Source organism: Streptomyces sp. NPDC059255 (assembly GCF_042752355.1).
In the GTDB taxonomy this organism is placed as follows: domain Bacteria; phylum Actinomycetota; class Actinomycetes; order Streptomycetales; family Streptomycetaceae; genus Streptomyces.
In genome coordinates this window covers 17,056-39,483 of the sequence record NZ_JBHYZP010000032.1, presented here as the reverse complement: position 1 = coordinate 39,483, position 22,428 = coordinate 17,056, and the positions used below count along the sequence as shown (strand labels likewise).

Here is a 22,428-nt window from a genome sequence, read left to right as displayed (position 1 = left end):
GGGCATCTATTACTGTTGACACTGACGTACGAAAACCCTTTCGGCAACCTTCGGTTCGGGAAAATCACCCGGGATTCTCAGGGCAGCGGCGGCAGCGCCACCCGCTGGACCGGTGTGGTGTTCCCGGCGCGGTCGGTGGCGATGAACTCGAGGATCTGCGGCTCCTCGCGCAGCGCCCTGGTGAACGGCTCCTGGTAGACGCCCCAGAACGTCTCCGGGGTACGCCATTGGACGCGGTCCACGCCGGACACGTCGTCGTCGGCGTGGAGGGTCACCTCGACGTTGCTCGGTCCGAGCGGACGGACCTCGGCACGCACCGCCGGGGGCCGCGTGTCCACGGCGATCTCGCGCGTGGCGTGGACGGTCCGGCCGGAGGAGTCGGTGGCCCGGCCCCGGAGCACGTGGTGGCCCTCGCGGTCCAGGGCGGTCACCCCGGTCGCGGGCCGCCAGGCGCCCTCGCCCACCGCGGCCTCCAGGGTGGCGGGCGAGAGCGAGGTCACCGCGAAGCCCGGCTCCCGGGTGTACCAGCCGGACGGGGCACGATCGCCGGTCACCTCCACCCGGACCACCGGCAGCGGATCCCCCACGCCGATGTCGGCCGGGAGCGACCAGGCGACGACGTCCTCGGCGGGCCGCCCGTCCGCCGGGACCGTCCGGGTCACGCGCACCGCGTCCGCCCCGTCCGGGCCGATGACACCGCGGCGCGGCACAGCCGGGCCGTCGAGGGTGCTCGCGGCGGCCGCCAGGAGCACCAGGGCCGCCTCGTCCCGGCTCAGCAGCCCGGTGCGGGCGGCCCGCACCACCCCTTGGTGGACCGCGGTGAAGAACGCGGCGATGCCGGCGTATCCGCCGTCCGCCCACAGGCCGGTGAGGAACGACCAGCCGTCGGCGTCGTGGCGGTCGGGCACCCCGGGCGCGCTGCCCAGGAAGGCGATCTCCGGGTCGGCCAGGCGCAGGTACATGTGGTGCCGGTGGGCGCCGCCGGACCAGGCGGGTTCGAAGGTCCGGCCGAGCACCGAGACCAGGTCCCCATCGGTGGTGTGCCCGGCGATGGTGCCGTCGAGACGCCGGTGGGCGGCCGCCGCGACCGGCAGGGTGGTGGTGGCGTCGTCGCGCGCGAGCAGCACGGTGGGGCCGAGTTCCACGCTGACCAGGGTGGGGTCGTCGGGGGTGGGCACCAGCCGCAGCGGCATCGGCAGGTCGAGCTCGACGATGTCGCCGGGGCGGAAATCGCGGCGCAGTGTCACGAACCCGGTGGCCGGCACGGGTGTCTCCACGCCGTCGATCCGGGGGGCGGCGGCCCAGGGCGGGATGCGCAGGTGCAGTGCGCCGGAGAAGGCGAGGCCGAACTCGACCGCCACCTTCCCGTCGCGGGGGTAGCGGGTCCGCAGGGTCACTTCCCCGTCGGCGTGGCGCAGCCGCGAGGGTACGTAACTCGTGACGTACAACTGCCCGGGTGCGTGGAACCACACCGATTCCTGGTGTTTGACGTGGCTCTCCAGGCCGGTGCCGCCGCAGCAGGTGCCGACGTTGTCGTACTCGCGGAGGGCGCCCGGGTCCACCGGGTACATGTACATGACCTCGGGGCTGGTGTCCGAGGTGACGTCGGCCCGGGAGCCGACGATGTGGTTGAGCGAGGCGCGCTCGGCGTAGTCGGCGTACCGGCGGTCGAGGGTGTGCCCGAACAGCGAACGGGCGATCTTCAGCAGGTTGTAGGTGGCGCAGGTCTCGGCGTTGCGCCGCTTGACGAACCCGGCCACGGTGTCGGCGGGGCCCCAGAGTTCGCCCTCGCCGGTGCCGCCGTGCGCGAAGGTCCGGCCGGGCACGATCTGGTCCCAGAGGGCGACGACCGCGTCGAGGTAGCGGCGGTCGCCGGTGGCGTCGTACTGGTCGAGGTGTCCGACGAGCATGGGGAGGTGCTGGTTGGCGTGCATGCCGTCGAGCACGTCCCGGCCCGCCACCGCGGCGTCCAGCACGCGGTCGACCTCGAAGGCCCCGGCGGTGCGCAGGAACGACGGCTCTCCGGTGATCCGGTGCAGTCGCGCCATGGTCTCGTTCATGCCGCCGAACTCGCCGGCGATGTAAAGGGACCACATGCGCTGCAGCCGCGCCCGGTCCAGCCGCAGGATCCGGCCGGCCACCCAGTGGCCCATGCCGGTGGCGATCTCCAGCGCCTGCCGGGAGCCGGTCAGCTCGTACGCGTCGAGCAGCCCCGCCATGATCTTGTGGCAGGTGTAGTACGGCGCCCAGATCTCCCCGTACGGCGCCATGTCCTCCAGCCGCGAGAACTGCCACTCGCCGTACGCCGCCAGAAACCCCGGATGGCTGTAACGCCCGGTCGCCGCGAGCGCGTCGCGCACCTCGGCCAGGCCCGCGACGGTCTCGTCCGCCTTGTCCCGCAGGAGCTCCTCGCCGGTCGAGGCGTACGACAGCGAGAGCATGGACAGGAAGTGCCCCGCGTAGTGCCCGCGCAGCAGGCTCGCCGTGGGTGCCACGCCCGGGCCCGGGTAGTCGGCCTCGGACCAGGCCCGCTCGTCGGGGTGGCCGAAGTCCTCCCAGGTGCCGGGGGGCAGCGCCCCGTGGGTGTCGAGCCCCGCGTTGGCCCGGAAGACGGCGAGCACCCGGTCCACGGGGAACACCCGGGCGAGATGCAGCATCTGGTCCCTGGTCCGGGAGTGCACCCCGTCGAGAAGCTCGACGTCGCGCAGGGCGAAGGGAGTCGCGCGGGTCATCGGGCCGCCCATGTCTCGATCCCGGCGGCGTCGATCGGCAGCGCGCCCGACAGCACCTCGTGCCCGGTCCCGGTGACCAGGAGGTCGTCCTCCAGGCGTACGCCGATCCCGCGCAGTTCGGGGGGCAGGGTCTCGTCGTGGGCATGGAAGTACAGGCCGGGTTCGACCGTCAGCACCATGCCGGGCCGCAGCGGCGCACCCTGGTAGCGCTCGTACGTCGAGGTCGCGCAGTCGTGCACGTCCAGGCCCAGGTGGTGGCCGATGCCGCAGACGAGGTAGCGGCGGTGCTGCTGGCCCTCGGGGGCGAGCGCCTCGTCGACCGAGACCGGCAGGAGCCCCCAGTCGTGAAGTCCGCGCGCCAGCACCTCCATGGCGGCGAAGTGGAAGTCGGTGTAGGTGGCGCCGGGGCGCACCTGGTCCATGCCGGCCCGGTGCGCGGCCTCGACCAGGTCGTGCACCCGGCGCTGGGCCGGTGAGAAGGTGCCGCCCACCGGGAGCGTCCGGGTCACGTCGGCGGTGTACAGCGAGTTCGCCTCGACGCCCATGTCGAGCAGCAGGGTCTCGCCGGGGCGGACCGGGCCGTCGCAGCGGACCCAGTGCAGGATCGGGGCGTGTTCGCCGGAGCCGACGATGGTGTTGTAGCCGGGCCCGTTGCCGACGGTGCGGGCGTGCCGGTCGAAGGTGCCCTGGAGCCAGCGCTCCCCCAGGGCGTCGGCGACGGCCCGCGGGATCTCGTCGGCGACGGCGGCGAATCCGGTGACCGTGTGGTCCACGGCCTCCCGCAGTTGGGCGATCTCCCAGTCGTCCTTGATCATGCGCAGGTCGGAGAGCGCCGCGCGGACGTCGTCCGCGGGGCCGCCGGGCCGCTCGCCGAGGTCGCCGATCGGCCGCACCGGCAGGTCCAGCGCGGCCGACCAGGCCGCGAGCCCCGCCGAGGGGCCGACCCACAGTTCCCCGTACGCCGCGCTGGCGTGGAAGTCGCGTTCGCCGGGCCGGGCCGGAGCCGGCATGTACAGCACCGCGTCATGGCCGCCCGGCCGCGGTGTCATCACCAGGACGGCGCCCTCGGTCTGGCACGAAGTGGCCCAGACGAAGTCGCTGTCCGCCCTGAACGGGTAGTCGGCGTCGCCGTTACGGCGGGGCGCGCGGCCCGCGGCCAGGACGAGGGTCCGGTCCGGCAGGCAGGCGCTCAGCCGGGCCCGGTGCTCGGCCGCCGCGCGTGCCGCGGCCGGGCTCACCGGTGCCGGGATGTCGCGTGCGGCCCAGCCCTGCCCGATGCGGGCCAGGAAGCCGGGGCTCTCGTCGGCCAGCCGCGGCGGTTTCGTACCGGCGTACGGCGGGGTGGTCCCCCCGGCATAGGGCGTGGTCCCCCCGGTGTACGGCGGGGTGGCCGTTCCGCCGGCCGGCGTGGTGGTCGTCTCGGTCAACGCTTTTCGCCTCCTCGGTCGCGGACCATCTCCCGCAGCCGGCGCAGTACCCGGCCGTCGGCGATGCCGTCGTGTTCGTACTCGTTGGTCACCCAGGTCGCCGCGTTGCCGACCCGGGTCAGGGTGTCGCGCTGCAGCCCGGCGTCGACGAACACGTCGTCGGCGTAGACGGCTGCGGCCAACGGGACGTCGTTGGCGGCGAGCCGGGCCGGGTCGTAGAGCGTGCTCCAGACCCGCTGCTCGGCGAGCTCGGCCATCGCGGGCGCGAACGGCCGCAGCGCCCGGATCTCCTCGAACATCCACGGAAACGTCATCTCCGAGGTGAACAGCAGCGGCCGGCGGTCCCCGGCGAACTCCGGCCGCCGGTCCCGTTCGCGCTGGGCCGACCAGCGGAAGGGACCGTTCGGTCCGTCGCCGTAGATCGACTCCTGGAGGGTCCAGAACAGCGGGTTGCCCGCGTTCGACGTCTTCACCAGCACGGTCTCCAGGAACGCGTCGTCGAGGCGGCCGTCCCGGCGGACCGCCTCGGAGACCAGCCAGTGAAGGCGCTGATGGCCGGCGCCGAAGCCGAGTTCCCCGCCCAGGGTCTGGAACCGGCGCACCGACAGGGGCGAGCCGTCGGGCAGCCTCACGTCACCGGCGGCGAGCCGGTCGGCGATCGCCGCCACCGCGGCGGCGTCCCGCGGGTAGCGCCGGTAGAAGTCGGCGGTCTTGCCGGCCACCCGGTCGAACGTACGCCGGTAGACCTCGTCCGGATCGGGCGGTGTGCCGGGGATCCCGCCGCAGACGTAACAGGCGGTCAGTGCCTCGGGCGCGTACGAGAGATAGGTCAGGGTGATCCACCCGCCGAAGCTCTGTCCGAGGGTGGCCCAGCGCTTGCCGTCGTAGCACCGGGTCCGGACGTGTTCGAGGTCGCGCACGATCGAGTCGGCGCGGAAGCGCAGCAGGTGGTCGGCGGCCGCCCGGGCGTCGGGGAAGCCCGCGATGTCGGTTCCGTCGACCGGGGTGCTGCGCCCGGTGCCGCGCTGGTCGACCAGAACGACCCGGTAGTGGGTCAGGGCCTCCGGCAGCCAGCCGCCCAGCGGGGCGGGCCGGGGATTGGCGCCGCCGGGGCCGCCCTGCAGATAGGTCAGCAGCGGCAGGTCGTCGTGGCGGCGGTCGGGGTCGGTGAACTCCCGGACGAACAGCTCGATGCCCGCTCCGCCGGGATCGGACCAGTCGAGCGGCGCGGGCACCGTGAACTCGCGTACCCAGGCGCCGGGCAGGGGGTACTCCACCGGGTTCACGCGGTGGCTCCGCTCGTGTTGGCCCGCCGGCGCGCGTCCCACTCGGGGCGGATCCGGGGCACGGCGGCGAGCAGGGTACGGGTGTACTCGTGGCGCGGGTCGTCGAAGACCGCGTCCCGCTCGCCGGATTCCACGACGCGGCCGCCGGTCATCACCGCGACGGTGGTGGCGATCTGCCGGACCACGGCGAGGTCATGGGCGATGAACAGGCAGCCGAACCCCTCCTCGCGCTGGAGTTCGCGCAGCAGGTTGATGATCTGTGCCTGCACCGAGACGTCGAGGGCCGAGACCGCCTCGTCGCAGACCAGCACGCGCGGGCTCACGGCGAGCGCGCGGGCGATGCCGATGCGCTGCGCCTGCCCGCCGGAGAACTGCGCGGGGTAGCGGTCGACGTGATCGGGGTCGAGCCCCACCCGTTCCATGAGCGCGCGGGCGACCGTCCGGGGGCCGCCGGGAATCGGCCGTTTCTGGTAGCGCAGGGGGGCGGTGACGATCCGTTCGACGGTGTGCCGGGGGTTGAGCGACGAGAACGGGTCCTGGAACACGACCTGGATCTGGCGGCGCACTTCCAGCAGCTCCTTCCCGTGCAGGGCGGTGATGTCGCGGCCGTCGAGGTGGACGGTGCCCGAGGTGACGTCGATCAGCCGGGCCGCGAGCCGCGCGGTGGTCGACTTGCCCGAGCCGGACTCCCCCACCAGGGCGAGGGTCCGGCCCGCGTGCAGGTCGAAGGAGACGGTGTCGACGGCGGTGAACGTGCGCGCGGGGCGCAGCAGTCCGGCCGTACCCGCGACGGGGAATTCCTTGACCAGGTCCCGGGCCCGCAGCAGTGGTTCGGAGCTCATGTGTCGCCTCCCAGGGTCTGGAGCTCGCCGATCTCGTCGTCGATCCGCGGGACCGCTTCGAGCAGCGCCCGGGTGTACGGGTGCCGCGGGTCGCAGAAGATCTGCTCGGCGGTGCCGGACTCGACGACCTTGCCGTGCCGCATGACGATCAGTGTGTCGGCGACCTCGCTGACCACGGCGAGGTCGTGGGTGATGAGGATGAGCGCCGCGCCGGTGTCGCGGCGTACCTCGGCGAGCAGGTCGAGGATCTGGGCCTGGACGGTGACGTCGAGCGCGGTGGTCGGCTCGTCGGCGATGATCAGGCTGGGCTCGGTGCTGAGCGCCATGGCGATCATCACGCGCTGGCGCATGCCGCCGGAGAACTGGTGCGGGTATTCGTCGACGCGGCGGGCCGCGTCGCGGATGTGCACGCGTTCCATCGCCTCGATCGCCGCGGTGCGGGCGGCGCGTCGGCTGACGCCGGAGCGGTGCGAGCGGTAGGCCTCGGCGATCTGTGTGCCCACGGTGTAGTACGGGTTGAGCGAGGAGAGCGGGTCCTGGAACACCATCGCGATCCGGTCGCCGCGCACGGCGCGCATCCCGCGTTCGGTCAGGGTGGTGAGGTCGCCGCCGTCGAACTCGACGCGGCCGGTCCGGGTGGCGCCCTTCGGGAGCAGCCCCATGATCGCGAGGCTGGTCATCGACTTGCCCGAGCCGGACTCGCCGACGATGCCGAGGGCGCCGCCGGGCGGTACGGCGAAGTCGACGGCGTCGACCACCGGGGCGCCGTGGAAGGCGACGGTCAGGCCCCGCACGCGCAGCAGGTCGCTCATGACGCCGCTCCTCTTCCGACCCGCGGGTCGATCGCCGAGTACACGAGGTCGACGGCCATGTTGCCGACCACGACGAAGAAGGCCGCGAGCAGCGTCACCGCCATGATCACCGGCTGGTCGTTCTTGGTGATGGAGTCCGCCGCGAGTTTGCCGACGCCGTTGATCCCGAAGACCGTCTCGGTGATCAGCGCGCCGCCGAGCAGTCCGGCGAAGTCCATGCCCGCGATGGTGACGATCGGGGTGAGCGCGGGCCGCAGCGCGTGGCGCCGCCACACCAGGGCCGGTCGCAGGCCCTTGGCTTTCGCGGTCCGCACGAAGTTCTCGTCCAGGGTGTCGATGACGTTGGCCCGGGTGAGGCGGGTGTACGACGAGGCGTAGCCGATGGCCAGCACCGTCCACGGCATGATGAAGTTGAGGAACCACTGTCCCGGGTCGTCGGCGAACTGGACGGCCTGCGGGAACGGCAGCCACTGGAGCCACACCACGAGCACGTACTGGAGGGCCAGGGCGAGCACGTAGTTCGGGACCGACATGCCGGCCAGGGTGAGTCCGGCGATGAACCGGTCGGTGAAGCGTCCTTCGCGTACGGCGCTGAGCAGACCGCCGATCACGCCCATGACCAGCCAGAGCACGGCCGCGCCGAGGGCGACCACCGCGGTGACCGGCAGCCGCTGCAGGATCATGTCGGTGACGAGCTGTGAGGTCTGGAACGAGTAGCCGAGGCAGGGAGCCGGGCAGTGCACCACGGACGGGCCGCTGCCGTAGTCGCGGCCCGCGAACAGCCCCTGCAGGAAGTGCAGGAACTGGCTGAGGAACGGGTCGGTCAGGCCGAGGTTGGCGCGGATCTGGTCGATGCGCTCCGGGGTGCAGTTCTTGCCGCAGATCTGTACGGCGGGGTCCGGCGACAGGGCGAAGAAGATGACGTAGGTGAACAGGCAGACCAGGAACAGCACGAGCAGCATGCCCAGCACGCGGTGCACGACGTAGCGGGTCATGAGCGGCCTCCCGGCTCGGTGGCGGTCCGGATGCGGTCGCCGAGGACCATGAAGGACAGCACCAGCAGCGCCAGGAAGACGCCCGGGACGAGGAAGTAGGTGGGGACCACCGCGTACCAGTTCACCGAGCTGGAGATCATCTGCCCCCAGGACGGCGTGGGCGGCACCAGGCCGACGCCGAGGAAGGACAGCCCGGCCTCGGTACCGATGTAGCCGGGTATCGCCAGGGTCACCATGACCAGGATGGTCGAGCGCAGGTTGGGCAGGATCTCGGTGAAGACGATGGTGGTGCGGGAGGCGCCGGACGCGCGGGCCGCCTCGACGAACTCGCGCTCCTTGAGCGACATGGTCTGCCCGCGCACGATCCGGGCCAGGTACGGCCAGCCGAACAGCGAGATCACCACGACCAGCAGGTACTGCCGGTCGTCCGCGGGCAGTGCGGAGAGCACGGCGATCATGAAGATGAGCGCGGGGAACGCCATCAGGAACTCCATGACCCGCGAGATCAGCATGTCGGTCCGGCCGCCGAAGTAGCCGGCGAGCAGGCCGAACACCATGCCGAGCACCGTGGTGAGCAGCGTCGCGCCGAGGGCGATGAGCATCGAGGAGCGGGCTCCGTACACGATCCGGGCGAAGATGTCCCGGCCGCTGCCGGGCTCGACGCCGAGCCAGTGCGACCCGGAGATGCCGCCCCAGGACCCGACGGGCATGCCGCCGAGGTCGGGGTCGATGGCGCTCTGGTCGAACTCGTACGGGTCCCAGCCGCTGACCCGGACGATGAGAGGTGCGAACACCGCCATGAGCACGATCAGTGCGATGTAGCCGAGGCAGGCCACGGCCACCGGGTCGCGCAGCAGGTTCCGGACCACGCTCCGGCGGGGGTCGGGGGCGGTGCCGGGGGTGACCTCTACGGACACCTCCGGCACCTGCGTCCCGGTTGACGGGATCGTCATGTCAGCCCTTCGCCGGGTCCTTGAGACCGATGATCCCGTAGTCGACGTCTCCGCTGGGGGCGACCACCCCCGCCAGGTTGCTGCCCGGCAGGTAGATGCGGTTCGCGACGTTCAGCGGGACGAAGGGAGCCAGCGCCATGATCTTCTTGTCCAGCTCTCCCCAGGCCTTGTTCGCCGCGGCCAGGTCGGTCATCGCGCCGATCCGGTCGATCTCGGCGTTGACGGCGTCGTCGTTGAACTGGGCGAGGTTCTGGTTGCCCTTGGCGGTGATCTTCCGGCCGTCGAACAGGGGCGGCAGGAACGTCGACGCGCTCGACGCCCAGTCCGGACACCAGCCGGTGATCGCCGCGTCGTGCTGCTGCGACGGTGTGCCGATCGTCTCGTAGTAGGTCGCCGCGTCGATCACGTTCAGCTTGACCTCGATACCGGCCCGCTTGAGCGCCTGCTGGATCGCCTCGCCCTGGCCCTGGTCGAGCTCTTTCGCGCGTACGTCCAGGGTCATCGTGAAGCCGTTCGGGTAACCCGCGTCGGTGAGCAGTTGCTTGGCCTTGGCCGGGTCACCGGCGTTGTCCGCGCTCGGATAGGGGTCGTAGTCGACGTGCCCGGAGACCGTCGCCGGCAGGAGGCCGGTGGAGAGCGTCGCGAGCTGCCGGCCGCCGCTGGCGTTGAGCACCGAGCCTTTGTCCACCGCGTAGTTGACGGCCTGACGCACCTTCACGTCGTTCAGCGGTTTCTTCGTCGTGTTGAGACCCATGTATGTGAGACAGGTCGACGGCGCCTTGACCGTCTGCGCCTTGGCCTGCGGTGTCTGCAGGCGGGCAATGGTGGCTGTCTGCACGGTGCCGGAGATCGCGTTGACGTCGGTGCCCTGGCCCGCGATGAGCCGCTCGTCGATGGTGGCGCCCTCGACGCCGACGGTGAAGCGCCACGCGTCGGGGTAGGCCTTGCGGACCGTGTCGCCCTTCGCGTCCCAGTGCGGGTTGCGCTTGAGCTGGATCAGGCTGCCCGGGGTGAGTTTCTCCAGGTCGTACGGGCCGGAGGAGACGACGTCCTTGATGAACGAGTCACCCCCGCCGGTGCCGACCGGGAAGGGGGTGCCCGCCGGCTGGGAGAGCGCCGCGTCGAACTCGGGGAAGGGCGCCTTGAGATGGAAGACGATGGTCTTGTCGTCGGGTGTCTCGATCGTCGGCAGGTCGCCCGAGCGGTACGGCCCCTGGTAGCCCTTCGGGGCGTCGACCAGCTGTTTGAGGTACGGCGAGCCGATGCCGATCTCCGGGTCCCAGCTACGGCTGATGCCGAACTTGACGTCCTTGGAGGTGATCGGCGCGCCGGTGTCGAACTTGATCCCGTCCTTGAGCTTGTAGGTCCAGGTCAGACCGTCGGCGGAGACCTTGCCGAGGCTCTCCGCGAGGTCGGGGACCATCGCGTTGGGGTCCTTGGCGTCGTTGGGTGCCTTGGTGATGAGCTGGCGGTATATCAGGCGGTAGAACGCGTTGACGCCGCCGTCCCAGCCGCGGGTCGGGTCGAGATAGGAGAAGTCGGTCGACTGCAGGACCTGTACGGTCCCGCCCTTGGCCGCGGTCCCGCCGCTCCCACCGCCGGTGGCTTTGGACGAGGTGCCGCCACCGGTGCATGCCGAAAGGGCGAGTGCGCCGACCGCCAGCCCAGCGAGCGCCGCTGAAGACGAGGTTCTCTTCAAGGGGTCCTACCTTCCGGTCGGGTGCGGGCAGCCCGGCCGTCCGGCGGAGCGGGACGGGTGACGGGCCGGCGGACCAGCGACTATGTGCGGAAACGGTGGGCAGATGCGCTGCGAATCCGGTGGGCCGGCGGGCAGAGCGAAGCGCCCACGACCGGTCCCACGGAGAGACCGGGATCACAGCGAGCCCGGTCACTTGAGGAGACAGTAGTATGTGACACCTCTCGGGAGAAGAGGTTCCGCGAGAATTTACCGGGGTGACACTCCGGTTCGGGCACACGCCGACGAGCCCGCCCGGCTCGGCCGGGCGGGCTCGTCACACCGGTGCCTCACTCCTCCGAGCGGCCGTTCCACCAGCCGAGCACATGGCCGATGTGGGCGGTGAGCAGCGTTTCCGCGCCCCGCCCGTCGCGCGCCTCCAACAGGTCCACCAGGCTGTGGTGTTCGGCCGCCGAACGGGCCAGCTCGGCGGTGCCGATCATGTCGGCCAGGCCCACCATGCGGGTCTGCTGCCGCAGATCCTTCACCATCGCGAGCAGCCGGCGGTTGCCGTGCAGTTCCAGGAGCCGCAGATGGAAGGCCATGTCGGCGGCGAGGTAGGCCGCCAGATCGGCCGCGGCGGCCGAGTCGACGATCACCTGGGCCCTGCGCCGCAGGTCGGCGGCGGCCTCGGGCTGCAGCGCCCGTGCGATCTCCCGCATCGGCGGCGCCTCCAGGAGCTGGCGCAGCCGCACGATCTCCCAGAGGTCCTGCTCGCTGACCTCGGTGATCCGGAAGCCCTTGTTGCGCACCACGTCGACGAATCCGCGTCCCTGCAGGTTGAGCAGGGCCTCACGGACCGGGGTGGCGGAGATCCCGAACCGCGCGGCCAGCGTCGGCGCGGTGACCAGGGTCCCCGGGGCCAGTTCACCCGAGACGATGGCCGCGGCCACCGCGTCCTCCACCGTGCCGCGCAGGCTCGCCCCCACCGACACCGGGCCGATGATTGATGAGCTCATCCGCGCCGTCCTCCCACCACTAAAATGTCACATCCCGCCGACCGCCGTCGGCCGACGCAGTGCCGAGTATCCCATTCACCGGTCGTCGCAGGTGCGGGGGTACATCGAGACGGGGGCCCGACAACACCGCGACCGACGCCACCGGTACCGGTACCCGCGCCGGTGTCCCCCGCTATGTCACCGACCGCCGGAGCGTGTGGTCGTGCACGGCCCGGCCGCACCCGGGGGCTCAGAACTCGAAACCCGCCGGGTAGGGATCGGTCGGGTCCAGCATGTACTGGCCGATCCCGGTCACCCAGGCCCGGCCGGTGATGGTCGGCAGCACCGCGGGCAGGCCACCGACCGTCGTCTCCCCCACCAGGCGGCCGGTGAACCGGCTGCCGATGAAGGACTCGTTGACGAAATCCCGGTGCAGCGCCAGCTCACCGCGTGCGTGCAGCTCGGCCATCCGGGCCGACGTACCGGTTCCGCAGGGCGACCGGTCGAACCATCCGGGGTGGATGGCCATGGCGTGCCGCGAGTGCGCGGCGTCCGAACCGGGGGCGATGAACTCCACGTGGTGGCAGTGGCCGACCCCGTCGATCAGCGGGTGTGCGGGCGGCGCCGACGTGTTGATCGCGTCCATGATCGCCAGCCCGGCGCTCAGGATCTCGTCCTTGCGTGCGCGGTCGAACGGCAGCCGTACGTCGTCGAGGTCCACCATGGCGTAGAAGTTCCCGCCGAACGCCAGGCTGTACCTGACCTCGCCGAGGCCGGGCACCTCGACGGTCGCGTCGAGCCGGTCGCAGTACGCGGGCACGTTCTCCAGTGTGACGCTGTCGGCGTGCCCGTCCTTGACCGCGACGTTGGCCACCACCAGCCCGGCCGGGGTGTCGAGACGGATGGTGGTCACCGGCTCGACGACCTCGACCATCCCGGTCTCGACCAGCACCGTGGCCACCCCGATCGTGCCGTGGCCGCACATCGGCAGGCACCCGGACACCTCGATGAACAGCACGCCGAACTCCGCGTCGGGACGGGTCGGCGGCTGCAGGACGGCGCCGCTCATCGCCGCGTGGCCGCGCGGCTCGTTCACCAGCAGCCGCCGTACGTGGTCGAGGTGTTCGGCGAAGTACAGCCGCCGCTCGTTCATGGTGGCGCCGGGAATCACCCCGACGCCGCCGGTCACGACCCTGGTCGGCATGCCCTCGGTGTGCGAGTCGACCGCGGAGAACAGCCGTGACGTACGCATCTCAGGCCGCCGTCACGCGGTGCGCCTCGACCGCGGCGATGGCCCGCCGCATGTCGGCCCGCACCCGGGCGTCGTGCTCGGCGGAGAGCGGGCCGCGCGGCGGGCGGCACGGGCCGCCGTACCGGCCGACCATTTCCATGCCGAGCTTGATGGCCTGGACGAACTCGGTGCGCGAGTCCCACCGGAACACCGCGACGAGGTGCCGGTAGAGCTCCCGGGCCTGCTCGAAGCGCCCGGCCAGCATGTGGTCGTAGATCGCCACCGACTCGGCGGGGAAGGTGTTGGGGAAGCCGGCGAACCAGCCGACCGCCCCGTCGGCCATCAGCTCGAACAGCACGTCGTCGGCGCCGGCCACCACGTCGATGTCGCAGAGCTCGGTGATCTCGAAGAGCCGGCGTACGTCCCCACTGAACTCCTTGATGGCGGTCACGTGGGGCAGCTGGGCGATCTCGGCCACCAGGTCCGGGACCAGGTCGACCTTGGTGTCGACCGGGTTGTTGTAGACCATGATCGGCAGCCCGACCTCGTCGATCTTCGTGTAGTGCTCGACGACCTGCTCACGGCTGGCCCGGTACATCGTCGGCGGCAGCGCCAGCACGCCGTCGGCGCCGTCCTCGGCGGCCAGTTCGGCCCAGTGTTTGGCCTGGTGCCAGCCGGGCCCGTGCACCCCGGCCACCACGACACCGCGCCCGCCGACCGTCTCGACGGCCACCTGGACGACCTTGCGGCGCTCCGCGTCGGTCAGCGCCGAGTACTCGCCGAGCGATCCGTTCGGACCGACGCCGTGGCAGCCGTTGCCGATGAGCCAGTCGCAGTGCTCCGCGTAGCGGTCGTAGTCGACCTCCAGCCCGGAGGGGGCGGAGGGGTTCTCCTTGAAGGGCAGCGCGGTGGCGACGATCACCCCGCGCAGGTCGGTCGGTGCGGAACTCATGGGACGTCCTCTCGGTTGCTGGTCCTGGGGGAAGCGGCGAGTTCGCCCAGGCGTACGGGGGTCGCGATCGGCCGGTGCGCGGTACGGCCCGGGTCGAGCAGGCCGGGGCCGTGCGCACCGGTGAGCAGGTCCTCGACCGCGCGGCCGCAGGTGCGGCCCTGGCACAGGCCGAGGCCGGCCCGGGTGGTCAGTTTGAGCGAGCGCAGCCCGCGGGATCCGGTCAGCTCCGCGGTCCGCCGCAGGGCGCCCGCGGTGACGTCCTCGCAGCGGCACACCACGGTGTCGTCGTCCACCCAGGAGCGCCAGCCGGGGCGGATGCCGTGGGCGGTGGCGAGCCGCGCGGCGACCTCCCGGAAGACCGCCCGCTCGCGGACCGCGCCCGGTGCGGGAGTGCCCCCGGCGGCGACGCTCCCGGCGATCGCGCCCTCGGCCAGCGCCAGGTCGACGCCGCCGATACCGGTCAGCTCACCGGCCGTCAGCACCCCGGGCACCGAGGTGCGCTGCCGCTCGTCGACGGTGACCGCGCCGTCCGCGCCGACCGCGCAGCCGGCCGCGGTGGCGAGCTCGGTGCGCGGGACGAAGCCGTGGCTCACGCAGACGGCGTCGACCTCGATCCGCCGTCCGGTGCCGGGGACCGGCGTCCAGTCCCGGGTCAGGCGCGCCACGGTGACCGCCGCCACGCGCTCGGTGCCGTGCGCCGCGACGACCGCCGCGCCGGTCCGGTACGGAATGCGGTGGGCGGCCAACTGGCGTGCGTAACCGGCCAGTTCACCGGCCTTGCGCCGGGCCGCGAACAGCCGCCACGGCCGGGCCGCCCAGCCCCCGGCGAGCTGCGCCGGGCCCGCCGCCTCGACCACGCCCGCGACCTCGGCGCCGATCCGCAGCAGGCCGGCGACGACGGGCAGCAGGAAGGGCCCGGCGCCGGCCACCAGGACGCGGCGGCCGACGGCCACCCGCTCGCCCTTGGCCAGCGCCTGCGCCGCCCCGGCGGTGAAGACCCCGGGCAGATCCCAGCCGGGGAACGGCAGGGTGCGCTCGTACGCCCCGGTGGCGAGCACCAGGGCCGCCGGATCGTAGGTACGGGGTTCGCGCCCCTGCCCGTCCGGCTGCCCGACGAGCACGTGCACCAGCGGCGGGGCGTCGTCACGCCGGTCGACGGACCAGACGTGCGCGCCGGTCACGACCTCGCAGCCCGCGTCGCCGAGCAGTGCGGCGCGCATCGCGACGAAGCGGTCCCAGCCGTGCTGCCACAGCCGCTCGTCCGCGTCTCCCCGGTCGTCCGTGTCCTCCCGCCCGTCCGGCAGATGCCGCCAGTACTGCCCGCCGACGTCGTCACCGGCTTCGAGCAGCACGACCCGGGCGCCGTGGCGGCGGGCGGCCAGCGCCGCGGCCATCCCGGCCGGTCCGCCGCCCACGACGAGTACCTCAGTCACGATCGTCCTCCTGCAGGTCGATCCTGTCGCCGTCCACGGCCCGCCGCTGGCAGGCCCGTACGTCGCGCAGGCCGTTGACGGTCACCAGGCAGTCGAAGCAGGCGCCGATCCCGCAGAAGACCCCGCGAGGGCGGCCGGTGCGGGTACGCCGCCAGGCCACCCGCCCGTCGGCCAGCAGCACTCCGGCGATGGTCTGGCCGGCGAGGCCGGCGATCCGGTCCCCGTCGACCTCGATGTGAATCCCCGTCATCGGGCGGCCCCTTCGAGGTGCGGCAGCAGGGTGGGACGGTCCAGGCGGAACTCGGCGGCCAGCGGCTCCGCGGCAGCGTCGGCGCCGCCGAGGAGCTGGTCGCGCAGCAGGTCGGCGGTGGCCAGGCTCAGGCCGATCCCGGCGCCCTCGTGCCCGGTCGCGTGCCACAGACCGGGCAGCCGGTGGTCGGCGCCGATCACCGGCAGGTGGTCGGGGACGAAGGGCCGGAACCCGCCGTACGCGCGCATCGTCTGCGCGTCGGCCAGGAAGGGGAAGAGCAGCAGTGCCTTGGCGGCCAGCGCGGCGAGCACCCGGGCCTCGATCCGCTCGTCGAAGCCGCGGCGCTCGCGGGAGGAGCCGATCAGGACGGTCCCGGCGGCGGTCGACTCGACCACGCTGGAGACCTGCAGGTCGGCCGAGCCCGAACCGACCGCGCCCACGTAGTCGGCGTCGTACACCTTGTGCCGTACGCGGGCCGGCATCCGCGAGGTCACCAGCACCGTGCCGCGCCGCGGACGCACGGGGAGGCGGACGCCGAGCCGCTCGGCGACCAGGCCGGACCAGGGCCCGGCGGCGAGCACCACGGCGTCGGCGGGCAGGGTCCCGGAGGTCAGCCGTACGCCGGCCAGCCGGCCCGACGACAGCACCGGCCCCGTCACCTCGACGCCCTGCCGCACCCGGGCGCCGTGGCGGCGGGCGGCGGCCAGCAGCGCCTCGGTCGCCGCCACCGGCTGCACCTGGAGGTCCTCGGGGTAGAACACCGCGGCGGTGCTGTGCGGTGTCAGATCGGGCTCCAGCTCATGGGCCCCGGCGTCGTCCACCGTCTCGGCCGTCACCCCGGCACTCCGCTGGGTGTCCGCGAACGCCAGCAGGGCCGCCGCGCCGGCCTCGGTCGTGGCGACCACCAGGCCGCCCTTGCGTTCCAGTTCGAGACCGGGGAATCCGGCGGGCAGTTCGTCGCGCAGCTCGTCCTCGATCCGCGCCCAGGCCGCGAGCGAACGCTGCGCCAGCCGCAGCTCGGGGCCGGGTTCCTTGTCGGAGACGAGCAGATTGCCCTCGCCGCCGGCGGAGGTGCCCCCGGCCGTGGCGCCGCGGTCGACGACGGTCACGTCGCAGCCGGCGCGGGCCAGGGCGCGGGCGGTCGCCGCGCCGACGATGCCGGCGCCCACGACGACGATCCGGAGAGGCCGAAGCGGCCGAGGAGGAGCGGGCACCTCAGTACTATGTCACATGTCCCGTTGTGAGGGGAGGCCCCCGATGTTGGGGACGTACGGACCACCCGTGGGTACGGCGAAGTACGACGCGGTACGGGGTTCGGCCGCGTGCGGGTGAGCGCCTGTGCGCGCCCGGTTCCCTCACCCGGGCGGTCGGCGCACCGCGCACCGCACCGGCTGAGGCCGGCCGGCGCCGGACGAAGCCGTCCGGACGCCGGAGCGGGGGTCATGTCCGCGGCGGGCCGTCGTGGACCGGTTCGGGACGGTGGACACCACGGGGGCGGTAGCCGAGGGCGTCGGAGCGGCCGAGCAGGTCGGCGAGGAGCCAGACGATCGCGAGCCACATCTCGGTCCCCTGGAGCCCCGGTTCGGGTCCCGGCCCGGACGTTCCCGGGCCGAAGCCGAAGCCCCGGCCGTCCTGCCAGCGTGGCAGGGCGGCGGCCAGCTGCCGCTCGGCCCAGGCGCGTATCTCGGCCGAGCGGTAGCCGCCGTCGCCACCGGTGTCCCCGCCGAGCTGCCGGGTGCACAGCCACAGCGGATGGGCGACGTCCAGCACATTGCAGGCGTTCTCCCGGCCCGCGCCGAAGTGGCGGAGGTCGCGGGCGTGTTCCAGCACCGCGTCCACGACCCGCCGCGGGTGCGGCACCTCCAGCCCGAACTGCGCGAACGAGCCGCGTGTCAGCCGGTAGTGGCCGTTGACGACCTGCAGCCATCCGGCCACCGGCGAAGGGCTGCCCCACATACCGGTCCTCGGATCGGCCCGGGTCAGCAGCCAGCCGAAGAGCGCCTCCAGGCTGCCCGGCCGGGTGGCTTCGGCGTCCGGGCGGCGCAGGTTCCAGTGGGCGGCCGTGGCCCAGCTGTCGATCCACGCCCCCGCTCCCCACGCCCCGTCACGCCACGGCAGCCGCTCCAGGCGGGCGACGAGCTGCTCGGCCGTCATCTCCCGGGCGCCGCGCACCGGATGCGGGAACGAGGCACCGAGCAGGTCGAGGGCGTAGCCGACGGACAGGACGTGGTAGAGCGCGGGCCCTTCGCCGGGGAAGCCGTCGTCGTGCGGCACGGACGGCGTTGCGCCGAGCGGTGCGCCGAACTCCGGTACCAGGCCGGTCCCCGGGTCCTGCAGGGCCGACAGCCGCCGGGCGTGCTCTCCCCGGTCGAGCTGCCCGGGAGGGGTGGCGAGCAGCAGGTCGGCGATCTCCACCGCGTCGCAGTGCGCCCGCACCGTGGGGGCGGCCCCGGGCCGGTCGGCGTACCGCTCGCCGTCCCAGCACCGGGCGACGATGTCCGCGGCCTGCCCCCGGGCCGTTTCGGCGAACCGGGCCAGGGCATCGCCGCCCTGCGCGCGGGCCGGGGAGGCATTTGCGGTGTCCCGCCGGTCGCGGAGCGGCCGGGCGGGATTGCCGGCGGCCACCGTCCACTCCGGCAGGTCCTTGGTGACCACCGCCCCCGCGCCGATCACACAGTGGTCGCCGATGGTCACGCCGTCCACCACGACCACGTGCGAGCCGATCCACACGTCGTCCCCGACGACGATGCCCCGGCTGGTGTGGGGCTGCCGGAAGACCGGCCGGTCGGGAGCGGTGGAGTGGTTGAAGCCGAGCAGCGAGGTGTGCGCGCCGATCCGCACCCCGCTCCCCAGCATGACGGTGCCGCGGACGACGGTGAACGGGTTGAGCGTGCAGTCGGTGCCCGTGGTCAACTCGCCGGTGACGTAGGCGTGGGCGGCGATGTACGAGTCGTCGCCGAGCCGCAGCCGGTCGGGGAACACGGCCGCCGACCCGGCGACGTAACACCGCTCGCCGACCTCGCTGTCCCCGCCGACCGACCGCTGCCGCTCCGCCTGCGCGAGGCGCTGTTCCCCGGTCGCCTCGTTCCCGAAGAGCCACGGACAGTGGTCGAAGTGCTGTACGGGCAACTCCTGCCGCGGTTCCATGTGTCACACGCTAGGCGGCGGCGCCCTCCCGTGGGAAGACCGGACCGGGGTTCTCAGGCCGGGCGGTCCTGGCGGTCCTGGCGCAGGATGCCGAGCAGTCGCGTGACCTCGGTGGCGACGGCCGCCCGGCCCGCCCCGAGGTAGCGACGGGGATCCACGGTGGCGGGGTGGGCGGCGAGGTGGTCACGCACGGCGGCGGTGAAGGCGTTGTTGAGGTGGGTCGAGATGTTGATCTTCGTCATGCCCCGGCCGACCGCTTCGACGAGTCCGGGGTCGGACACCCCCGAGGAACCGTGCAGGACCAGGGGGACGGGAACGGCCCGGCGCAGCGCGCCGATCAGCCCGTAGTCCAGTTCGGCGTCGCGGGTGAGCATGGCGTGCGACGTGCCGACCGCCACGGCGAGCGCGTCGACACCGGTGGCGGCGACGTAGGCGGCGGCCTCCACCGGGTCGGTGCGTACACCGGGGGCGTGCACGCCGTCCTTGCCGCCCACCTCGCCGAGTTCCGCCTCGACCCATACGCGCGCCGCGTGGCACCGGGCGACCACGTCGGCGGTGGCCTTGACGTTGTCGGCGTAGTCGAGGGTGGAGGCGTCGAACATCACCGAGTGCAGGCCGAGTTCGACGGCTTCCCCGACCAGCGCCGGGTCCGTCACATGGTCGAGGTGGACGGAGACCGGAACGCCGGCCCGCTCCCCGGCGGCCAGGGCGGCGCGGGCCAGCGGGGCGAGCGCGCCGTGGTAGCGCACGGCGTTCTCGCTGATCTGGAGGATGACCGGCGCGTTCGCCGCCTCGGCGCCGGTGATGACGGCCTCGGCGTGCTCGATCTGGATGATGTTGAACGCGGCGGCCGCGTGGCCGGCCGCCGCTGCGGCGGCCACGGTGTCTCCGGTGCCGGTGAGAGGCATGATGTCCTTCGGTTCGGGCGGGGCCGGCCGTGCGGCGCGCGGACGCCGGAGCCGGTCGGGGCTTTCCCGGAGGCCGAGTTGGGGGCTGACCTCGTCGGTACGGGCCCGTAGGGTACCCGGCCGCCGAAGGGCGGGGGCGGCCCGCCGCGGGGCGGACAGGCCGCTCACTCCTCCCGCGTGGCCGACAACGTTGTCCGCGTGAGGCCTGGACAAGCGACCGGGTCGGTGCTGTGGTGTTCGGGGGAGTTGGGGAGTGCCGGGCCGTCCCTTCCCTTTCGCGTACGGCTTTCACGGAAAGGCGGTACGTCATGTCAGTGCGGACCCGTCCCCTCCTCGGCGGCCTCCTGGCCCTGATCCTGGCCCTGACCGGCCTCGTCGCCCTCCCCGCCGTCTCCCGCGCCGCGACGCCGGTCTGCGCCCTGGCGTGCGACACCCTGGACCCCTCGAAGGCACGGCAGGACACCTTCCCGGTGCCGGAACGGAACATCAACGGCCGGATCCTGCGGCTGCACGTCTCCGACCCGGACAGCATGGCCTGGGCGAGCATCGACAACGGTGCGAGCGGCGACTCGGTCTGGCTGGACCGGTCCTGGGACCGGGGCGCCACCTGGGAGCCGCTGCTCGGCAGGGCGGGCATCCCCGGTACCTGGACCGGCACCCGCACTCTGATGTACAACCTCACCGATCCGGTGGGCCACCGGCGCGGCTGGATCCGCGCCTGCGGCGACGCCGCCGCGGTCACCTGTACCGACTGGGTGTATCCGACGGTGTGCGACGGCGCCTCGTGCGACGGCGCCGATCCGGCCACCGCGGCGGGCGACGACACCCCCGTGCCGTCGGCCACCCTCTTCGGGCGCGCCATCAGCCTCCATGTCGACCGGCGAACAGGTATGGCCTGGGGTGTCGTCGAGAACGGCGGTCCGGGCGACGAGATCTGGCTCGACCGGTCCTGGGACGGCGGCGGGAGCTGGCCCGAGGGCTCCTCCCTCGGGCGGACGAGCGTGCGGGCCGGGGCCGCCTCGGCCCGGACCGTCATGTTCGCCACCCGGGACCCCCGTGGTCTCCTGTACGGCGGCGCGGTCCGTGCCTGTGGCCGGGAGGCGTCCCACCAGGAGGGCGGCTGCACGGCCTGGGTCAGGCCCGCGCCGACCCGGGAGCGCGCGGCGGCGGACGCGCTGATGGCTTCGTACCACACCGACGAGGGCTGGTGGCGGAGCAGTTGGTGGAACTCGGCGGTCGCGCTCACCTCGGTCGTCGACTTCGCCGACCGCACCGGGCGGCGCGACTACGACTGGGTGATCGCCCGTACCTTCGAGCAGAACCGCGGTGTCTTCCCGGCGGGCGGGCGCGGTTCGGACCCGGTCGAGGGCCACTTCATCAGCCGCGCCGTCGACGACGCGGCCTGGTGGGCGGTGGCCTGGCTGACGGCGTACGACTACACGGGCGAGCGGCGCTACCTCGACGAGGCGGTCACGATCACCGAGTACGTGCGGCAGCACTGGGACACCGGAACGTGCGGCGGCGGGGTGTGGTGGGACCGGGAACACACCTACAAGAACGCCGTGACCAACGGGCTGTACCTGTGGCTGACCACCTCGCTGCACGACCGGATCGGCGGCGACACCGCGTGGGGCGCCCGCGCGGCCACGGCGGCGGACTGGTACCTCGCCAGCGGGCTGATCAACTCGTCGGGTCTGGTCAACGACGGACTGACCGGCGGCTGCGGCAACAACGGCCAGACCGTGTGGAGTTACAACCAGGGCCTCGCGATCGGCGCCTTCACCCAGCTGTGGCGCTCGACCGGGAACGCCCGGTACCTGGACACGGCCCGACGGCTGGCCGACGCCGCACTGGCCTCTCCGGTGCTGACCAGCGACGGGGTGCTGACCGAGTCCTGCGACACCGGTACGCGGTCCTGCGACGACAACCAGAAGCAGTTCAAGGGCATCTTCATGCGGCACCTCGCCGATCTGGCGGACGCCACCGGTTCGGCCCCGTACCGGGCGTACATCAGGAAACAGGCCGAGTCGATCTGGACCACCGACCGGGACTCCCTCAACCGGCTCGGCCAGCGCTGGTCCGGCACCAGCCCCAACCAGACCGACTGGCGCACCCAGGCGAGCGCGCTGGAGGCGCTGACGGCCGCGGCGGGTCTCCAGCGCTCTCCCTGACGGCGGGAGGTACCGTCGCGCGCCGGCCGGGGCCCCGCCGCGGCCGGCGCGCACGGTGCGGCTCCGTGCAGTTCCGTGCGGTTCCGGGCCGGGTTACGGCCTCAGGGCTCCGTCGAACTGGGCCCAGGGCGACCAGGCGCCACCGGGGGTGGACTGCGAACGGTGCCACACCTGGCCGGCGCTGTTCACGCCGAACAGCTCGATCCGGCCGTCCGCGTTCGTCTCCGCCGCCACCTGGGTCAGCGCGCCGTCGAGCTGTGTCCAGGCCGACCAGTCCCCACCGATCGACACCTGCGTACGCGTCCAGATCTGCCCCGCGCTGTTCGCACCGAACACCTGCAACCGGCCATCCGCGTTACGCGCCGCCGCGATCGACGCCAGCGCACCGTCGAACTGGACCCACGGCGACCACGCCCCACCCGGGGTGGACTGCGAACGGTGCCACACCTGGCCGGCGCTGTTCACGCCGAACAGCTCGATCCGGCCGTCCGCGTTCGTCTCCGCCGCCACCTGCGACAACCCGCCGTCGAGCTGTGTCCAGGCCGACCAGTCCCCACCGATCGACACCTGCGTACGCGTCCAGATCTGCCCCGCGCTGTTCGCACCGAACACCTGC

Annotated in this window: 18 protein-coding genes; 1 reads left to right on the top strand and 17 read right to left on the bottom strand. The window is 72.9% G+C overall.

Annotated elements, in window-relative coordinates; all coding sequences use genetic code 11:
* Nucleotides 1-77 precede the first annotated feature (77 nt).
* The 16 genes from ACFXKG_RS30125 to ACFXKG_RS30050 form a co-directional block, all read right to left on the bottom strand.
* Nucleotides 78-2,732: a beta-L-arabinofuranosidase domain-containing protein gene (locus tag ACFXKG_RS30125; RefSeq protein ID WP_384845768.1), complete on the bottom strand. Its 2,655-nt coding sequence runs from the start codon at nucleotides 2,730-2,732 to the stop codon at nucleotides 78-80.
* The gene (locus ACFXKG_RS30120; protein ID WP_384845766.1) at nucleotides 2,729-4,159 is read right to left on the bottom strand and encodes an aminopeptidase P family protein; all 1,431 of its coding nucleotides are present in this window, start codon (nucleotides 4,157-4,159) and stop codon (nucleotides 2,729-2,731) included. Before ACFXKG_RS30120 ends, ACFXKG_RS30125 begins: the two co-directional genes overlap by 4 nt.
* Nucleotides 4,156-5,445, bottom strand: a complete 1,290-nt coding sequence (locus ACFXKG_RS30115; protein WP_384845764.1) for an alpha/beta fold hydrolase — start codon at nucleotides 5,443-5,445, stop codon at nucleotides 4,156-4,158. Before ACFXKG_RS30115 ends, ACFXKG_RS30120 begins: the two co-directional genes overlap by 4 nt.
* Complete coding sequence (locus ACFXKG_RS30110) at nucleotides 5,442-6,287, bottom strand: ATP-binding cassette domain-containing protein (RefSeq protein WP_384845762.1); 846 nt, start codon at nucleotides 6,285-6,287, stop codon at nucleotides 5,442-5,444. Before ACFXKG_RS30110 ends, ACFXKG_RS30115 begins: the two co-directional genes overlap by 4 nt.
* Complete coding sequence (locus tag ACFXKG_RS30105; RefSeq protein ID WP_384845760.1) at nucleotides 6,284-7,099, bottom strand: ABC transporter ATP-binding protein; 816 nt, start codon at nucleotides 7,097-7,099, stop codon at nucleotides 6,284-6,286. Before ACFXKG_RS30105 ends, ACFXKG_RS30110 begins: the two co-directional genes overlap by 4 nt.
* Nucleotides 7,096-8,094, bottom strand: a complete 999-nt coding sequence (locus ACFXKG_RS30100) for an ABC transporter permease (protein WP_384845758.1) — start codon at nucleotides 8,092-8,094, stop codon at nucleotides 7,096-7,098. Before ACFXKG_RS30100 ends, ACFXKG_RS30105 begins: the two co-directional genes overlap by 4 nt.
* Entirely contained in the window at nucleotides 8,091-9,047 is a 957-nt protein-coding gene (locus tag ACFXKG_RS30095; RefSeq protein WP_384845756.1) for an ABC transporter permease, read from the bottom strand. Before ACFXKG_RS30095 ends, ACFXKG_RS30100 begins: the two co-directional genes overlap by 4 nt.
* Before the next feature lies 1 nt (nucleotide 9,048).
* Nucleotides 9,049-10,746 (bottom strand): ABC transporter substrate-binding protein, encoded by a 1,698-nt coding sequence (locus tag ACFXKG_RS30090; protein WP_384845754.1) that lies wholly within the window; start codon nucleotides 10,744-10,746, stop codon nucleotides 9,049-9,051.
* 326 nt (nucleotides 10,747-11,072) lie between these two features.
* Nucleotides 11,073-11,741: a GntR family transcriptional regulator gene (locus tag ACFXKG_RS30085; RefSeq protein WP_384845752.1), complete on the bottom strand. Its 669-nt coding sequence runs from the start codon at nucleotides 11,739-11,741 to the stop codon at nucleotides 11,073-11,075.
* 229 nt (nucleotides 11,742-11,970) lie between these two features.
* A complete protein-coding gene (locus tag ACFXKG_RS30080) occupies nucleotides 11,971-12,972 on the bottom strand; it encodes a proline racemase family protein (RefSeq protein WP_384845750.1) in 1,002 nt (333 codons plus the stop codon).
* A gap of 1 nt (nucleotide 12,973) precedes the next feature.
* Nucleotides 12,974-13,903: a dihydrodipicolinate synthase family protein gene (locus ACFXKG_RS30075; protein ID WP_384845748.1), complete on the bottom strand. Its 930-nt coding sequence runs from the start codon at nucleotides 13,901-13,903 to the stop codon at nucleotides 12,974-12,976.
* Nucleotides 13,900-15,336, bottom strand: a complete 1,437-nt coding sequence (locus ACFXKG_RS30070) for an NAD(P)/FAD-dependent oxidoreductase (protein ID WP_384845746.1) — start codon at nucleotides 15,334-15,336, stop codon at nucleotides 13,900-13,902. The genes ACFXKG_RS30075 and ACFXKG_RS30070 overlap by 4 nt, the downstream gene beginning before the upstream one ends.
* Complete coding sequence (locus ACFXKG_RS30065) at nucleotides 15,329-15,586, bottom strand: 2Fe-2S iron-sulfur cluster-binding protein (RefSeq protein WP_384845744.1); 258 nt, start codon at nucleotides 15,584-15,586, stop codon at nucleotides 15,329-15,331. Before ACFXKG_RS30065 ends, ACFXKG_RS30070 begins: the two co-directional genes overlap by 8 nt.
* Complete coding sequence (locus ACFXKG_RS30060; RefSeq protein WP_384845742.1) at nucleotides 15,583-16,800, bottom strand: NAD(P)/FAD-dependent oxidoreductase; 1,218 nt, start codon at nucleotides 16,798-16,800, stop codon at nucleotides 15,583-15,585. The genes ACFXKG_RS30065 and ACFXKG_RS30060 overlap by 4 nt, the downstream gene beginning before the upstream one ends.
* Before the next feature lie 226 nt (nucleotides 16,801-17,026).
* On the bottom strand, nucleotides 17,027-18,733 hold the full coding sequence (locus tag ACFXKG_RS30055) for an acyltransferase (RefSeq protein ID WP_384845740.1): 1,707 nt from the start codon (nucleotides 18,731-18,733) through the stop codon (nucleotides 17,027-17,029).
* A 53-nt stretch (nucleotides 18,734-18,786) separates the two neighbouring features.
* Nucleotides 18,787-19,641 (bottom strand): ketose-bisphosphate aldolase, encoded by an 855-nt coding sequence (locus tag ACFXKG_RS30050; protein ID WP_384845738.1) that lies wholly within the window; start codon nucleotides 19,639-19,641, stop codon nucleotides 18,787-18,789.
* Between the two features lie 308 nt (nucleotides 19,642-19,949).
* Between ACFXKG_RS30050 and ACFXKG_RS30045 the strand changes: the two genes are divergently transcribed.
* Nucleotides 19,950-21,812: a glycoside hydrolase family 76 protein gene (locus ACFXKG_RS30045; protein WP_384845736.1), complete on the top strand. Its 1,863-nt coding sequence runs from the start codon at nucleotides 19,950-19,952 to the stop codon at nucleotides 21,810-21,812.
* A gap of 93 nt (nucleotides 21,813-21,905) precedes the next feature.
* Here ACFXKG_RS30045 and ACFXKG_RS30040 read toward each other — a convergent pair.
* Nucleotides 21,906-22,428: tectonin domain-containing protein (locus ACFXKG_RS30040; RefSeq protein WP_384845734.1), on the bottom strand; the 523-nt coding region annotated here is incomplete at its 5' end.